16 protein-coding genes and 1 pseudogene are annotated in these 15,193 nt (G+C 69.6%); 10 read left to right on the forward strand and 7 right to left on the reverse strand.

All coding sequences use genetic code 11. The features are described from left to right. Window positions 1–149 precede the first annotated feature (149 nt). The 3 genes and pseudogenes from ACN28I_RS21885 (at window position 150) to ACN28I_RS21895 (ending at window position 4,276) form a co-directional block, all read left to right on the forward strand. On the forward strand, window positions 150–1,109 hold the full coding sequence (locus tag ACN28I_RS21885) for an efflux RND transporter periplasmic adaptor subunit (RefSeq protein ID WP_420943896.1): 960 nt from the start codon (window positions 150–152) through the stop codon (window positions 1,107–1,109). A gap of 19 nt (window positions 1,110–1,128) precedes the next feature. After that, window positions 1,129–1,440: pseudogene (locus tag ACN28I_RS21890) on the forward strand (efflux RND transporter permease subunit); the annotation flags it as partial. Then, window positions 1,421–4,276, forward strand: coding sequence for an efflux RND transporter permease subunit (locus tag ACN28I_RS21895; RefSeq protein WP_420943897.1), 2,856 nt, complete (start codon window positions 1,421–1,423; stop codon window positions 4,274–4,276). The pseudogene ACN28I_RS21890 and the gene ACN28I_RS21895, both read left to right, overlap by 20 nt. A 131-nt stretch (window positions 4,277–4,407) precedes the next feature. Here the strand turns inward: ACN28I_RS21895 and ACN28I_RS21900 are convergent, their stop codons facing one another. The 3 genes from ACN28I_RS21900 to ACN28I_RS21910 all read right to left on the reverse strand — a co-directional run bounded on the left by ACN28I_RS21900 (window position 4,408) and on the right by ACN28I_RS21910 (window position 6,831). Further along, window positions 4,408–5,250, reverse strand: coding sequence for a hypothetical protein (locus ACN28I_RS21900; protein WP_420943898.1), 843 nt, complete (start codon window positions 5,248–5,250; stop codon window positions 4,408–4,410). Next, a complete protein-coding gene (locus ACN28I_RS21905; protein WP_420943899.1) occupies window positions 5,237–5,809 on the reverse strand; it encodes a hypothetical protein in 573 nt (190 codons plus the stop codon). Before ACN28I_RS21905 ends, ACN28I_RS21900 begins: the two co-directional genes overlap by 14 nt. 221 nt (window positions 5,810–6,030) lie before the next feature. Next, on the reverse strand, window positions 6,031–6,831 hold the full coding sequence (locus ACN28I_RS21910; protein ID WP_420943900.1) for an alpha/beta hydrolase: 801 nt from the start codon (window positions 6,829–6,831) through the stop codon (window positions 6,031–6,033). 128 nt (window positions 6,832–6,959) lie between these two features. Here ACN28I_RS21910 and ACN28I_RS21915 point away from each other — a divergent pair, with 128 nt between their 5' ends. The 5 genes from ACN28I_RS21915 to ACN28I_RS21935 are packed head-to-tail and all read left to right on the forward strand — an operon-like array spanning window position 6,960 to window position 10,294. After that, window positions 6,960–7,634, forward strand: coding sequence for a response regulator transcription factor (locus ACN28I_RS21915; protein WP_420943901.1), 675 nt, complete (start codon window positions 6,960–6,962; stop codon window positions 7,632–7,634). Then, window positions 7,627–8,691 carry a sensor histidine kinase gene (locus tag ACN28I_RS21920; RefSeq protein ID WP_420943902.1) on the forward strand — a complete coding sequence of 355 codons (1,065 nt, stop codon included), beginning with the start codon at window positions 7,627–7,629 and terminating at the stop codon, window positions 8,689–8,691. The genes ACN28I_RS21915 and ACN28I_RS21920 overlap by 8 nt, the downstream gene beginning before the upstream one ends. Beyond that, a complete protein-coding gene (locus tag ACN28I_RS21925) occupies window positions 8,648–8,860 on the forward strand; it encodes an ATP-binding protein (RefSeq protein ID WP_420948694.1) in 213 nt (70 codons plus the stop codon). Before ACN28I_RS21920 ends, ACN28I_RS21925 begins: the two co-directional genes overlap by 44 nt. Window positions 8,861–8,865: 5 nt before the next feature. Further along, window positions 8,866–9,015 carry a hypothetical protein gene (locus ACN28I_RS21930; protein WP_420943903.1) on the forward strand — a complete coding sequence of 50 codons (150 nt, stop codon included), beginning with the start codon at window positions 8,866–8,868 and terminating at the stop codon, window positions 9,013–9,015. A gap of 10 nt (window positions 9,016–9,025) precedes the next feature. After that, on the forward strand, window positions 9,026–10,294 hold the full coding sequence (locus tag ACN28I_RS21935) for a phospholipase D-like domain-containing protein (RefSeq protein ID WP_420943904.1): 1,269 nt from the start codon (window positions 9,026–9,028) through the stop codon (window positions 10,292–10,294). Between the two features lie 20 nt (window positions 10,295–10,314). Here ACN28I_RS21935 and ACN28I_RS21940 read toward each other — a convergent pair whose 3' ends face one another. The 3 genes from ACN28I_RS21940 to ACN28I_RS21950 form a co-directional block, all read right to left on the reverse strand. Continuing rightward, complete coding sequence (locus ACN28I_RS21940) at window positions 10,315–11,166, reverse strand: hypothetical protein (protein WP_420943905.1); 852 nt, start codon at window positions 11,164–11,166, stop codon at window positions 10,315–10,317. Further along, complete coding sequence (locus ACN28I_RS21945; RefSeq protein ID WP_420943906.1) at window positions 11,157–11,429, reverse strand: hypothetical protein; 273 nt, start codon at window positions 11,427–11,429, stop codon at window positions 11,157–11,159. Before ACN28I_RS21945 ends, ACN28I_RS21940 begins: the two co-directional genes overlap by 10 nt. Before the next feature lie 498 nt (window positions 11,430–11,927). Further along, on the reverse strand, window positions 11,928–12,842 hold the full coding sequence (locus ACN28I_RS21950) for an NAD(P)H-binding protein (protein WP_420943907.1): 915 nt from the start codon (window positions 12,840–12,842) through the stop codon (window positions 11,928–11,930). A 213-nt stretch (window positions 12,843–13,055) separates the two neighbouring features. On the opposite strand from ACN28I_RS21950, the gene ACN28I_RS21955 reads away from it, so the two are divergent. Beyond that, window positions 13,056–13,823, forward strand: coding sequence for an EcsC family protein (locus ACN28I_RS21955; RefSeq protein ID WP_420943908.1), 768 nt, complete (start codon window positions 13,056–13,058; stop codon window positions 13,821–13,823). Further along, window positions 13,820–14,854, forward strand: coding sequence for a M48 family metallopeptidase (locus tag ACN28I_RS21960; protein WP_420943909.1), 1,035 nt, complete (start codon window positions 13,820–13,822; stop codon window positions 14,852–14,854). Before ACN28I_RS21955 ends, ACN28I_RS21960 begins: the two co-directional genes overlap by 4 nt. A 15-nt stretch (window positions 14,855–14,869) precedes the next feature. Here the strand turns inward: ACN28I_RS21960 and ACN28I_RS21965 are convergent, their stop codons facing one another. After that, window positions 14,870–15,184, reverse strand: a complete 315-nt coding sequence (locus tag ACN28I_RS21965) for a hypothetical protein (protein WP_420943910.1) — start codon at window positions 15,182–15,184, stop codon at window positions 14,870–14,872. Window positions 15,185–15,193: the final 9 nt, after the last annotated feature.

Raw genomic sequence — 15,193 nt, forward strand, 5'->3', positions numbered from 1 at the left:
CCTGGGCGCCGCCGTCACCGCTGGACTGGTGCTCGGCCGCCCCACTCCAGCCGGGGCCGAGCCCGCGCCTCCCCCCAGCCCCATCGTGAGGGGCGAGAGCGTGCACCTGCCTCCCGCGGGGCCGCAGTGGCAGTACATCGAGCTTCTCGGTGGCCGTCGAGGCCCCCATGCTCGCGCCGCTGCCGGCCCCGGGCCGGGTGGACCTGGACGAGCGCCGGACCGCCTCGATGGGCGCGCCCCTGGCCGGGCGGGTGGACCAGGTGCGCGTGCGCCTGGGGGATCGGGTGAAGGCCGGCGAGCGCCTCTTCTCCGTGCGCTCCGGCGCCTGGGCGGACCTCGAGCGCGAGGTGAAGAGCGCCGGAACGGAGGTGGCCAACAAGCAGCGCAGCGCCGAGCGGGTGCGCGAGCTGGTGGCCGTGCAGGCCGCTCCGGAGAAGGAGCTGGCGGCCGCCGAGGCCGAGCTGCACCAGGCGCAACTGGCCCTGCGCGCCGCCCAGGCCCGGAAGGCGAGCCTCTCGGTGTCCGCCGAGGGCGACAACCTCTTCTGGGTGACGGCGCCGCGCGCGGGCACGGTGGTGGACCTGGACGTGGTGGCCAACCAGGAGGTGACGCCGGAGCGGGACGGGCCGCTCGTGCGGCTCTCCGATCTGGGCGAGGTGCTGGTCATCGCGGACGTGCAGGAGACGGACGCCGCGGACCTGCGCGAGGGGCAGACGGCGCTCGTCCGCACCCAGTCCGGCGCTGTGGAACGGCGCGGCACGGTGGAGCGCATCTCCGAGGTGGTGGACCCGCGCCGGCGCACCGTGGAGGTCCGCCTCCGGGTGGCCAACGAGGACCGGGCGCTGCGGCCCAACGCCTTCGTGGAGGTGACGCCCCAGGCCGCTGACACGGTCCGGCGCGTGCGCGTGCCGGCCAGCGCGGTGGTGACGGACGGAGCGCGCTCGGTCGTCTTCGTGGCGCGCGAGGCGGGCCGGCTGGAGCGCGTGGCGGTGCTGACCGGCCGCCGCCGCGGCGGGGAAGTGGAGGTGCACCAGGGGTTGGAGCCCGGCATCCGCTACGTCGCCCGCGGCGCGCTGCTGCTGGAGAACACCATCGAGCTGGCCAACTAGGCGCGCGGGGAAAACGTCCATGTTCGAAAAGCTCGTCGAATTCAGTCTGAAGAACCGCGCGGCCGTCCTCTTCCTCACGGTGCTGGTGGCCCTCTGGGGATGGATGTCCTTCACGGACCTGACGGTGGAGGCCTTCCCGGACTCCACGGACACGCAGGTGAACGTCATCACCCTCTACTCCGGCCAGCCCTCCGAGGAGGTGGAGCGGCAGATTGGCATTCCGCTGGAGCGCGCCCTCAACGGCACCCCGGGCCTGGCCCGCCTGCGCAACCTGTCGCTCTTTGGCCTCTCCTTCGTCACGCTCACCTTCAATGACGGGGTGGACGCGCTCTTCGCCCGCCAGCAGGTGCTGGAGCGGCTGCGCGACGCGGAGCTGCCCGAGGGCGTGGTGCCGGAAGCTCGGGCCCCTGGCCACGCCCATTGGAGAAATCTATCGCTACACCCTCCAGGGCGCGAAGGGCGACCCGATGAAGCTGCGCACCCTGCAGGACTGGGTGGTGCGGCCGGGCCTCTTGCGCGTGGACGGCGTGGCGGACGTGGTGAGCTACGGCGGCCTGCTCAAGGAGATCCACGTCCAGCCGGACCCCACGCACCTGGCGGCCTTCGGCCTGACGCTCAAGGACCTGGAGGATGCGCTGAGGGGCGGCTCGCTCAACGCGAGCGGCGGCACGCTGGAGCGCGGCAGCGAGCAGTTCGTCATCCGCAGCGAGGGCCTGTTCCGCACCCTGGACGACATCCTCCACGTGCGCGTGGCCACGCACGAGGGCACCCCCGTCTTCATCAAGGACGTGGCGGACGTGACGGAGGGCTGGGCGCCGCGCCAGGGCGTGGTGAGCCGCGAGGGCGACACCGACGTGGTGGAGGGCATCGTGCTGATGCGCCGCGGAGAGAACCCCTCGGTGGTGCTGAGCCGGGTGCGGGACGCCGTCACGGGCCTCAACGCGCGGCTGCAAGCGGAGGAGGCGGAGATCTCCCCCTTCTATGATCGCACGGAGCTGGTGAACACCACGCTGCGCACGGTGGGCCGCAACATGCTGGAGGGCGCCCTCCTGGTGACCCTGGTGCTCTTCGTCTTCCTGCTGGACCTGAAGGCGGCGCTGGTGGTGGGCACGCTCATTCCCCTCTCGCTGCTCACCTCGTTCATCTACCTGAAGATGCGGGGCATGTCGGCCAACCTGCTGTCCATGGGCGCGGTGGACTTCGGCGTCATCGTGGACGGCGGCGTGGTCATCATCGAGAGCATCCTCCTGCGCCTGTCCGGCCACGGCCAGCCGGGCGAGGCTCCACAGACGCCGATGGAGCGCATCCAGGCGGCCACGCGGGCGGTGGTGCGGCCCACGGTGTTCGCGCTGCTCATCATCATCGCGGCCTACCTGCCCATCTTCATGCTGCAGCGGGTGGAGGGGCGCATCTTCGCGCCCATGGCCAACACGGTGGTGGCCGCGCTGGTGGGGGCCCTCATCTTCTCGGTGACGTTGATTCCGGTGCTGGCCTCGCTGGTGTACCGCAAGCCGGTGGAGCACAAGGAGTCGCCGGTGCTGCGCGCGGCCTCCCGGGCGTACGCGCCCACCCTGCGCTTCGCGCTGCGCAAGCCCTGGCTCGTCATCGCGCTGGCCTCGCTGGGCCTGGCCCTCGCCGGGTGGATGCTGCCGCGCATGGGCAGCGAGTTCCTGCCGGATCTCAACGAGGGCGGCCTCTACATGACGTTCACCCTGCCCTCCAACGTCTCGCTGTCCGAGGGCCGCAAGCTGGTGCCGCGCCTCACCCGGCTCATCCGCCAGGCGCCGCAGGTGGACGGGGTGCTCAGCCAGCTCGGCCGGCCCGAGGACGGCACGGACGCCACGCTCACCAACAACCTCGAGTTCTTCGTGAAGCTCAAGCCTCCCGAGCAGTGGCCAGAGGAGACACCGGACCTGGCCTCCGTCATCGCCGTGCTGCAGAAGGCCATCGACGAGGTGCCGGGCCTGGAGGTGAACTTCAGCCAACCCATCCGGGACAACGTCAACGAGAGCATCAGCGGCCAGTTCGGCCAGGTGGCGGTGAAGCTCTACGGGGATGACTTGAAGGTGCTGCAGGAGCAGGCGGAGAAGGTGAAGGACGTCATCTCCGGCGTGCCGGGCGTGGCGGACCTGGGCATCGTGAAGAGCGGCGAGGTGCCGGACATCAAGGTGATACCGGACCGGGTGGCGCTGGCGCGTCACGGCATGTCGCTGGGCGAGTTCCAGCACGTCTTCCAGACAGCGGTGGGCGGCCGTCCGGTGAGTGAGTTCTGGGAGGGTGAGCGGCGCTTCGACGTGGTGATGCGCCTGCCGCTGTCCAGCCGTGACGACATCGAGAAGCTGGCCCGGCTGCGCGTGCCGGTGGAAGGCGGTGCCACGGTGCCGCTGGAGACGCTGGCGCGCGTGGAGACGGGCTTTGGCCGGGCCTCCATCAACCGGGAGAACGGCCGGCGCTACATCGGCATCCGCATGAACGTGCGCGGGAGGGACCTGGGCTCGTTCGTCAACGAGGCGCGCGAGAAGGTGCAGCAGCAGGCGCCCAACCCGGCGGGCATCACCTTGGAGTGGGGCGGCGAGTTCGAGAACAAGGAGCGGGCGATGAACCGGCTGATGACGGTGGTACCGGTGGCGCTCCTGCTCACGCTGCTGCTGCTGTTCAAGGCGTTCGAGTCGTTCGGACGCGCGGTCATCACGCTGATGAACGTGCCGTTCGCGCTGATGGGCGGGGTGTTCGGCCTGTACCTGGCGGGCATGCCGCTGTCGGTGGCGGCGGCGGTGGGATTCATCGCGCTCATCGGCCAGGCGGCGCTCAATGGGGTGCTGGTGATGTCGGCCATCGCCGAGCGGCGCGCGGCGGGCGAAGGGCTGGACGAGGCCATCCTCAACGGAGCACAGGAGCGGCTGCGGCCGGTGCTGATGACGGCGGCCCTGGCCGCGCTGGGCCTGGTGCCGGCGTGTTTGAGCCGGGGTATCGGCTCGGAGACGCAGAAGCCGCTGGCGGTGGTCATCGTGGCGGGCACCCTCTCCGCGTGCGCGCTGACGCTGGTGCTGCTGCCGGTGATGTACCGCCTGTTCACGCAGTACACGGAGCAGCTGGTGGACAAGATGCCCGTGCGGCTGCTGAGGGCCGTGCCGGCCGCGGAGAAGATGCGCAAGACCGGCTCGTGAGAAGAATGCGCCCCCTCTCCCGCTTCGGGCAGAGGGATGGGACGGAGGTGCCAGCCGCGAAGCCGGTGGCGCGCACCTCCTCCCATGGGAGAGGGCCGGGGTGGGGTTCTCCCCCTCCTCCATCCCGGCCCTCACTCGGTATCCGAGTGCGGCCCCTCCTCATCCTGGTCCGTATCGAGTTCGACGAGCCGCTTGCGCTCCTCCCAGGCCTCCAGGGTCGACGCCACATGGTGGAGGGAGTGGCGCTTCAGCCTCGGGTGATGCACCGCGAAGTAGTGCTCCCCGGCGATTGCCACGAAGGTATCGGGATTGGCTGGGTGGCTCATCAACCACGCCTCCGCCTCCTCGCGTGTGGCGAAAGAAGGCGTCTCTGGAGGGATTCCCCTGGCCATCAGCCATTCCAATTCCGGCTCTATTGCATAATCTTTATACATTCCACGCGTATTGTCCTCACGCATATACCAGAATTGGTAATACTCATCGCCGATGAGGATGCGGACCGGGCTCGGTGGTTCCGCGACGCTCTTCATCCAGGCCTGGGCCTCCTCAGGGTTGGCGAAGTGCGCGATGGCCACCGGGGCGTAGTCCCGTCGATTGACGACGAAGCCGTTCGCCTCATCGAGTTGCCCCGTCTCAGCGAGGAAGTTGATGAGGGCGATGAGAACGCGCACCTGTTGCTTCTGTTCGGGCTCGGGCGTTTCGTCCAGGGTCTCGAGCAGCAGTTCCATCGCCGGTTGCGCGAGCGACCCCTCATGCTTTTCCAGACGAGTGCTGACGGAGGGCCGTTCCGCTGGAAGCGCTCTCCTGAGTGAGTCTTCGAACCGGTAGACCTGGCCTGTCACGCGGACGAAATCGTCGAGCATCCGCACATAGCTCCAGAGCTTCGCTTCCTCGTATCGGCTCTTCGCCTGCGCTGCTCGCCACCGGGTCCCGATGAAAAGTATCACGTCTGCAAGCTGCTCATGGATGGTCATCGCATGCCCCCTCGCCCTGGATTCCAGGGAGCATTTCCGGGGAGACTTCCGCCATGATCAGGAGTGGCGCCAGAACGAGTGCCGCGCCTCCCGAGCCAGCGACCACGACGGCGAAGGCCACACCGGCAATGACCACGATGGAGCCCACGACAAGCTCCGCGCGATGTTTCTTGAGCCAGTCAACGGCAGGTTCTACCGCGTCAAACTCGGCGGAGTACTCCTCTGCCCACTCACCCCGCCCCTTCGTGCACGAAACAAACGCATCCATGCAGTTTTCCGGACACCACCGCCCCCTGGCGATGCGCCAAGGCTGTACCCGGGTGTCCTGGTATTTGCGGCGGCCGATCGCAAATGGCCTGGCACTCCTGAGACAGTCCGCTTCGCACTGCTTACGCCGCCCCTCGCAATACGCATTCAAGTCCGACGAGGAGACACGCACGATGTTTCGACGGACGCGCATCGCGCTCATGGCGTGCTGGAACTTCGTCAGATCGAATTCCTTCAGCGGAACCCAGGCGTGCACCACCTGCCCATCTGCTTGTTGCTTCAGAACAATCACGTACCTGGCCAGGTCTCGGGGGCTCGCCGGTCCGACCGCCGGGGCGTGTGCCGCACTGCAGGAAACAAGCACGAGGGCAAGGCTCATCGCCATCGCCCTCTGTGTGACCGAGGCCGTTCTCATGGGGGCACCATCTCATGAATGGTCCCCTGGGGGAGCCGATTGCAGGCGCGAGCACTTCTCTACGGTGTGGCCTCACTCTCGCTCCCGGCGCGGACCGCTCAGGGCTGGGCGGCCAGCCAGCGCTGCACCTCGGCGAGGTAGTCGCGCGGCAGCGCGTGGCCGCTGTCGAAGGAGTGGTGCGCCTTGTGCCGGGAGGGGGCCGCGGCGAAGAGGGCCTCGTTCTGCTCGGGCGTGGCGAAACCATCGCGCCTGGCTGTCAGGAGCAGCCAGCGCTGCTGGATGCGGCCGACGGCGCGCACGGGCGCCACCTCCTCGAGCACCGGGTCCACGTACGGCGGCACCATCGTGACGAGGTGCGTGACCCGCGGCTCTCGCGCGGCCAGCAGGAGTGCCACCTGGGCCCCCATGCTGTAGCCACCGAGCAGGACGCGCGGAGGACGGCTCCCCTCGAGCGCGTGGGCGAGCACGGCCTGCGCGTCCTCCGTGGTGCCCGCCACCATCGAGCGGTACGGGCCGCTGTCGCCCTCGTGCGAGCGCTTCACCCGCGCGGAGGGCTTGTCCCCCTCGACCGCACGCGCGCCGTGCAGCCGCGCATCGAACAGGTAGACGCGGTAGCCCGCCTCGCGCAGCGCCTCGGTGAAGGCGCCGCCGAAGGTGGGCTTCGCGTCCACGAGCCAGTCCTCCTTGCTGCGCGTCAGGCCATGCACGAGCACCGCCACCGGCGCCGGGCCCTTGGACGGCCGGTGCGGCTCGAGGACGAGCACGGGGATGCGCTCTCCATCGGCGGCGCGCACCTCTCGTGCCACGGCGCCGGTCATGGGAGAGGCGGGCGGGGCCTCGGCCGCGGACGCCAGGCACGGGGTGAGCAGGACAAGCGCGGACAGCAGCAGGTGCTTCATCTCGGGGTACCTCCTGAGCAAGAGAGACACGCACCCTGCACGGAAGGGGGTCGGCCACGGGTCAGCCGCGCGTTGACGCGGAATTGACATGCGTGCGGTAACGTCTCCGCCTGGAGGGCCTTCTCGCGATGCGCGTACTGGTGGTGGAGGACAACCGGGACCTGCAGGCGAACATCGCCCGGTTCCTCGAGCCGGACATCACCCTCGACTTCGCCTCCACGGGCCCCGAGGGCCTGGCGCTCGCGCTCGCTCATCCCTACGACGTCATCGTGCTCGACCTCACGCTGCCGGGCATGGACGGCCTGCGGGTGTGCCGGCACTTGCGGCAGGCGGCCCCGCGGCTGGTGCCGGTGCTGATGCTCACCGCGCGCGACACGCTCGAGGACAAGGAGGAGGGCTTCGCCGCCGGCGCCGACGACTACCTCGTCAAGCCCTTCTCCCTGCGCGAGCTGCGCTGGCGCCTGGAGGCCCTGGCACGCCGGCCCGTGCCCCCCAGCGGCCGCACGCTGTCCCTGGGCTCGCTGCTGCTGGAGCCCGAGAGCGGATGGGCGCGCCGGGGCGAGCGGCAGGTCCGGCTCAGCCGCACCGAGGCGCGGGTGCTCCAACTCTTGATGGAGGCCGCCCCGGAGAGTGTGCCGGCGGCGACGCTCGCCGACCGGCTGTGGGGGGAGGCACCTCGGGAGGGCAGCGCGCTGCGCACCCACGTGTACGGCCTGCGCAAGGCGCTCGGCGAGCTGGGCCTCGAGCAGCTCGTGGTCACCCGGCGCCACGAGGGGTACGCGTTGGAGGTTCACCTTGCCTGAGGGGCTTCGCCCGCTGCGCGCGGTGCTCTGGCGCGCCCTGCTGCTCTCGTCCGTGTTGGCGCTCGCGGTGATGGGCGGCTTCTTCGTGCTCTTCAGCTACGACCTGGAGGACGTCATCTTCGACCGCCTGGTGGCGGCCGAAGCCGACCGGCAGGAGCAGGCGCTCACGTCCGGCCAGGAGCCTCCGCGGCCGGCGGTGGGCATGAGCGTGCATCGGGGGCACGTCGCCCTGCCGGCCGCGCTCGCGCAGGCGCTGTCTCCCGTCCTGGCGCGCGGGGAGTACGAGGTAGCGGCGGGCGAGGCGGGGCACTTCCACGTGGCAGTGCGCCCGCGGGCGGCCTCGGGTGACACGCTGTACGTGGCCTTCCGTGCCAACACCTTCACCCGCACGACCTCGCGGCTGCTCCGCAGGGGGGACATGCTCGCGTCGAGCGCGGCGCTCGCGCTGCTGGCGGCGGCGGTGATTTCCAGCCGGGTCGCTCGCCGCCTCAGTGGGCCGCTGGAAGGACTCAGGCGCTCGCTGCAGTCGGAGGGCGCGGCGCTCCCCGGAGAGGACGGGGCGGTGGCCGAGGTGCACGCGCTGCTCGAGGCGCTGCGCGCGCGAGACGCGCGCATCCAGGCCCTGCTCGAGCGCGAGCGGCAGTTCAACCGCGACGCGAGCCACGAGCTGCGCACGCCGCTCGCCGTGGCCCAGGGAGCGGTGGAGATTCTCGAGCGTCACCCGCCGCGGGACCAGGAGACGTTCGCACGGCTGCGGGATGCCGTGCACCAGATGGGCCTGCTCACCGAGGGCATTCTGTGGCTGGCACGCGAGCGGCGTACGGGCGAGTCCTGTCGAGCTCACCTCGGTTTCGCGCGAGGTGGTGGCGCTGTACGACGGGCTGCGCAGCCCGGAGGTGGCGGTGGTGGTGGAGGCGGAAGGCCTGGTGCATGCGCCGGTGCCAGCCTCGGTGGCGCGTGTGCTGCTCGGAAACCTGGTGAAGAACGCCTTCAGCTACACGCGCGCCGGACAGGTGCGCGTTCGGGTGGAGGCGGGCTGCTGGAGCGTCAGCGATAGCGGCGAGGGCCTCGGCGCGGTCGCGCCCGAGCGCAGTGGCTTCGGCGTGGGGCTGTCGCTGGTGGAGCGGCTGGCGCAGCACTTCGGCTGGCGGGTGCTGCTCACCCCCCTCTCCCCCCACGGCACCCGGGCGGAGCTGCGCTGGCCGGAAGGGCGCTCGGAGCACTGAGGGTCATGCCGGCCACGGACAAGGAGCGCACCACCTTCTGCACCGCGTGCTTCTCCGGCAAGTCCCTGACGGGCAACCTCAACCCGGGCGTCCCGGGCAGGCGGCCTGACGAGCGCACGCCCTCCCAGACGGTTGGCACGGAGGGTGATGCATAGCTTGCAGCGCATGATGCGTGCGCTGGGAGCGGGACTCGCGGTGGGCGCCGGGCTGGGGCTGCTCGCACGACGCGGGCTGAACCGGCGGATGGCCTTCGGCCCCTGGGGCTCGCTGGGCAGGGGCAGGGGCCTGCCCGGAGGGGTGGACTGCGTGGGCCTCGCACTGATGCAGGCGACAGCGGTCTCGATGGTGGGCGGAAACCGCCTCGCGTGGCGGGACAACGGCGAGGTGTTCACCGCGATCGAGGAAGCGTTTCGCGCCGCGCGCCACAGCATCCACGTCAACGTGTACATCTGGAGGCCGGGGCAGCCCGGCGAGCACCTGGCCGAGCTCGCATGCCTCCGGGCGCGCGAGGGGGTGGCGGTGCGCATCCTCGTCGACCCGATGGGCAGCCCCGGCTTCGCCGAGCAGCTCTACCCTCGCCTGGTGGAGGCGGGCTGCGAGGTGCACTACTTCCGGCCCCCCAAGGACTACCCTTTCGCCTTCACCGGGCGGAACCACCGCAAGCTCGTCGTGGTGGATGGGCGGGTGGGCATCACGGGCGGCTTCGGCATCGCACCCGAGTGGAACGGCAACGGGCTCTCTCCGGACGGCTGGCGGGAGTCGAGCGTGGAAGTGGAAGGGCCCGTCGTGCGGCAGATGCAGGTGGCGTTCGCCAACCACTGGATGGAAACAGGCGGACCGATGCTGCCCGCCGCGGAGTTCGAGCGGACCCGGCCCGCTGGAGACGCATGCGCCGCGTACGTGACGAGCACCGACGTGAAGGGGCTGTCGCATGCCCGGTGGGTGACGCACATCGCGCTGGCCGCCGCACGGCAGCGCGTGTGGATCGCGAATGCGTACTTCGTCCCGCCCCCGCAGGTGCTCCGCTCGCTGTGCGCACGCCCGGCCCTGGGGGTGGAGTTGCGGCTGCTGCTGCCGGGGCCCTACCAGGACCACCCGAGCGTGACCTTCATCCAACGCCGCTTCTACCGCCGGCTCGAGCGCAGCGGCGTGAAGGTGTACGAGTACCAGCCCTCCATGATGCACGCGAAGACGATGCTGGTGGACGATCGGATCGTCGTGGTCGGGTCCATCAACCTCGACTTCCTCTCCATGGAGTACCTGGAGGAAGGCTCGCTGGTCGTGGACGACCACGCGTTCGCGGCGGACTTCGAGGAGCGCTGGCGGATGGACATGTCGCGCTCGCGCGAGGTGACGCGGCCACCGCGGCGCGACGAGGCCCTGAGCGCGTCCCGAGCACCGACTCTGGCCGAAGCGCCCGTCCTCCCCGCGTAGCGTGGAGTTGGCGGGACCGCCTACTCACCGGCTCCCTCTGACGGGTCCTCTGTCTCCTGGTCCGTATCGAGTTCGACGAGCCGCTTGCGCTCCTCCCAGGCCTCCAGGGTCGACGCCACGTGGTGGAGGGAGTGGCGCTTCAGCCACGGGTGATGCACCGCGAAGTAGTGCTCCCCGGCGATTGCCACGAAGGTATAGGGATGGGCTGGGTGGCTCTTCAACCACGCCTCCGCCTCCACGCGCGTGGCGAACGACGGCGTCTCTGGAGGGATTCCCCTGGCCGTCAGCCATTCCAAGTCCGGCTCTATGGGATAATCGCGATACATCCCGCGCGTGTTGTCCTCACGCATATACCAGAATTGGAAATACTCATCGCCGATGAGAATGCGGACCGGGCTCGGTGGTTCCGCGACGCTCTTCATCCAGGCCTGGGCCTCCTCAGGGTTGGAGAAGTGCGCGATAGCCACCGGGGCGTAGTCCCATCGATTGACGACGAAGCCATCCGCTTCATCGAGTTGCCCCGTCTCGGCGAGGAAGTTGACGAGGGCGATGAGAACGCGCACGTGCTGCTTCTGTTCGGGCTCGGGCGTTTCGTCCAGGGTCTCGAGCAGTAGATCCATCACCGGTTGCGCGAGCGTCCCCTCATGATCGCCCAGATGAGTGCTGATGGAAGGCCGTTCCGCTGAAAGCTCTCTCCTGAGTGAATCTTCGAACCGGTAGACCTGGCCTGTCACGCGGACGAAGTCGTCGAGCAGCCACACATAGCGCCAGAGCTTCACTTCCTCGTGCCGACCCTTCGCCTCCGCTGCTCGCCTCCGGGCTCCGATGAAAAGCACCACGTCTACAAGCTGCTCATGGATTGTCACCTGCATGCCCCCTCGATCTGGATTTCGGGGAGCATTCCCGGGGAGATTTCCGCCATGACCAGGAGTGGCGCCAAAACGAGTGCCGCGCCTCCCGAGCCAGCGACCACGACCGCGAAGGCCACACCGGCGATGACCACGACAGAGCCCACGACAAGCTCCGTGCGATGCTTCTTGATCCAGTCGATGGCGGGTTCTATCGCGTCGAACTCGGCGGCGTACTCCTCTGCCCATTCACCGCGGCCCCTTACACATTGAGCAAAAGCATCCATACAATTTTCCCGACACCACCGCCCTCTGGCAATGCGCCACGGTTGTGCCCGGGTGTCCCTGTATTTGCGGTGGCCAATCTCGAATGGACTGCCACTCCTGGGGCAATCATCCATGCACTGCTCATATCGACCCTGGCAATACGCATTCAAGTCTGACGAGGACACACGCACGATGTTCCGACGGACGCTCCTCGTCCTCATGGCGTGCTGGAACTTCGCCAGATCGAATTCCTTCAGCGGAACCCAGGCGTGCACCACCTGCCCATCTGCCTGTTGCTTCAGAACAATCACGTACCTGGCCAGGTCTCGGGGGCCCGTGGGTCCGACCGCCGGGGCGTGTGCCGCACTGCACGAAACAAGCAGGAAGGCGAGGCTCACCGCCATCGCCCTCCGTGTCACCGAGGCCGTTCCCATGGGGGCACCATCTCATGAATGGCCCCATGGCCCAGCCTCCTGCGTCATTCCCCACGAGCGCCACGGGCTGAAAACCTCCCGCGTCTACGGAGACGCCGTCGTGCCCTCGCCCATGTGCGGCAGGGCCCCCAGAGACCGCAGCAACCCACCGAGCACCTCGTCGAGCGTGGTCCACCCGCGCACCACGTGGATGGGATGCTCGAAGGTGAGCCGGCCGTGGTGGATGGCGTCGTCGAGTTCCGCCAGCAGGTTCGCCACCTCCGCGGAGAAACCCATCCCCATGAGCATCGGCACCTCGGCCGCGGGCGTGTGCTCCTGCACGCGGATGGGCCGGGCGAGCAGCCTCGCCAGCGTGTCCGCGACCTCGATGGGGCTGTACTCCACCGGCCCCGTCAGCTCCACCACACGCCGGCCCAACGTGGGCTCGCGCAGCAACCGGGCCGCGATCTCCCCCACGTCCCGTGTCGCCACCAGGTGAATCCGGCGATCCGCGGGGCCGATGAAGTCCGGCATCACGCCCGAGGCCACCACCGCGCGCAGCCCCTCGCCCCAGTTCTCCATGAAGTACGCCGAGCGGAGGATCGTCATCGGCGTGCCTCGCGAGCCCAGCTCCCGCTCCGCGAGGTGCAGCGTCTTCACGACGCCCGTCCCCTCCGCGTGCTGCGCGCCCACCGAGGAGAGCAGCACGAAGTGCGGCAGCCCGCTCTCCTCCACCGCCCGCCCCATCGCGTCCACCACCGTCCAGCACGCCTCCATCACCCCGGTGCTCGAGGGCACGGGCGGCGGCACCATCAGGTAGGCCCCGCGTGCGCCCACCATCGCCATGGCCAGCGTGGAGACGTCGCGCAAGTCCGCCAGCACGACCTCCGCGCCCCACTGCCGCCAGGGTCCGGCCTTGGCCTCATCCCGTAGGATGACCCGGACCCGCTGCCCCTGCTGCAACAGCGTCCGCGCCACCACGGACCCCGTATGTCCCGATGCTCCCGTCACCACGAACATGACCGCCTCCTCGCGCCTCGCCGGGGCCGGGCTCGGGCCCCTCTCTTCAGCCTTAATGTGCGCCTCCCTTCACCGTCGGAGGGGTGCGCCACGCCGGGAAGCAGGGGGAGGGCCCGCCGCCCCCCGGCTTGACAGGGCCGCGAGGCTTCGCGAGCGTCCCGGCATCGGGCGCCGTGCTGGCGTCCTCCGCTCCACACACCGAGGGGGAATTCCATGAAGGAAGCCGAAGACCTGAGCCAGGGGCGCAAGCTCCTCACCGCCGTCGAGCGCATCCTCTCGGACACGGACAGCCTCATCGCCCTCGCCGAGCAGCACCTGCGGCGGGCCGGGGGGGACAAGCGCGAAGCCTCCGAGGAGGTGGTGCGCTCCTTCTCCAATCGCGCCGCCATCGCCGGAGGCCTCGCCGCCGCGCCCGCGCTGATTCCCGGGGCCGGTACCCTGGTGGCCGCGTTGGGCGGGGCCCTCGCGGACATGGGCTTCCTCCTCAAGTACGAGGTGGAGATGGCGCTCATTCTCAGCTACCTGCACGGCTTCGACATCCGCAAGGACGAGGAGCGGCAGCTCGCGTTCCTGCTCGCCTCGGTGAGCACCTACGACGCCAAGAGCGGCGAGAACGCCCTGGTGGACCTCGCCAAGGCCGAGGGCGTCGCCATCTGGAAGTACGCGCCGCGCGAGGTCTCCAAGCACCTCGTGAGCGTGATGACGAAGATCGCCCTCCTCCAGCTCTCCAAGGGCCTGGTGCGGGCGCTGCCGCTGGTGGGCATCGCGGTGGGCTCGTCGATGAACAAGGTCCTCACCAAGCGGGTGGGCGAGCGGTGCATCCGCGACCTCCAGAAGCGCCGCGAGTTCCTCGGCGCCGAGGCCACCCGGAAGGAGCAGGAGGAGGACGTCGTGGAGGCGCGGGTGCGCCAGCCCGCGAAGAAGAAGAGCGCGGCCAGGAAGAGCACGGCCAAGAAGAGCGCGGCCGGGAGGAAGTCATGAAGAACGAGTCCCGCGCCCCCCTCGCCCAGGCCCTCTGGCCGGACGCGAAGCAGGTCCCCGTGAAGCTGCTCGAGTGCCGCCACTGTGGCCGGCGCAACCGCGTCCAGGTGTCCCGGGCCATCCTCGAGCCCCACCACTGTGAGTGCGGTGCGTGCGGCGAGCCGCTGTTCCTCGCCCCCCACGAGCCCCTCACGCACATCGCCTCGAATGCCTACGAGCACTCGCTGGACCGCACGACGCTGGCGGCCCTCAAGGGCATTCCCGGCTTCCCCGCGCTGATGCGCTGGCTGATGACGCAACTGGGCGAGCGCAGTTTCCGGCTGCTCAACCTGTCCAGCTCCGTCCTGTGCGGAGAGGACCAGTTCCCCGAGCTGGTGGCGCTGCTGGAGCGCTCGCGCCAGAGCCTGGACCTGGGCCTGCGGCCCACGCTGTTCCTCTCCGAGTCCCCGCATGCCAACGCGGCCACCTACGGCAGCGAGGAGCCGGCGGTGACCATCTTCGCGGGCCTGCTCGATCAGCTCGACGACACGGAGGTGGTGTCCGTGATGGGGCACGAGCTGGGCCACATGCACGCGGAGCATGGCCTCTACCGCACGGTGGCCGTGGTGATGGCGAGCGGCACCCACCTGCTGGGCACGGTGGGCCAGGTGCTGAGCTTCCCGCTGCAGAAGGCGCTCTACAAGTGGATGCGCTGCTCCGAGCTGACGGCGGACCGCGCGGGCCTGCTCGCATGCAGGGACCTGGGCGCCTCGCTCAACGTGCTGATGAAGCTGGCGGGCGGCAACCGGCCGGGCGTCACCCGGCGCACGAAGATGCAGTTGGCCCCCTTCATCCGGCAGGCGCGCACGCTGGCGAAGCTGGAGGAGGACAACTGGTTCGACGGGCTGCTCGCGACGCTGATGACCATGGACAGCAGCCACCCGTTCGTCGCCTGGCGGGTCATGCACCTGCTGGAGTGGGTGGAGCACGGCAACTACCTGGAGATCCTCGCCGGGCACTACGAGCGCGCGAAGCGTCCCGTCGCGGCCTGAGTCCCTCACGGCTTCTCAGAGCATCTCGGTCCCGAGGGCACGCACGACGATGCGCTCCTGCCGGAAACGGCGCTCCAGTTCCGCGCGGTAGCCGCTCCACCACTTCCGGTCGAGCGGCTCCACCATCACCTCGAAGAGCAGCATCTCGTCCCGCACCGTCTCCCCCTCCCCCTCCTCCTCCTTCCACGCCCCCGAGGCCGGGGACTGCAAGAAGGCGGTGACGCCCCCGAACCGCTCGGTGAGCTCGGTGCGGACCTTCTCGAAGTCCGCACGGGGGAACGGGCGCCGCTCGTTGTCCCGCAGCGGCAGCAGGAACTGGACGATGTGCATGTCCCAGGA

Origin of the sequence: Archangium gephyra (assembly GCF_049060025.1) — a bacterium.
In the GTDB taxonomy this organism is placed as follows: domain Bacteria; phylum Myxococcota; class Myxococcia; order Myxococcales; family Myxococcaceae; genus Archangium; species Archangium gephyra_A.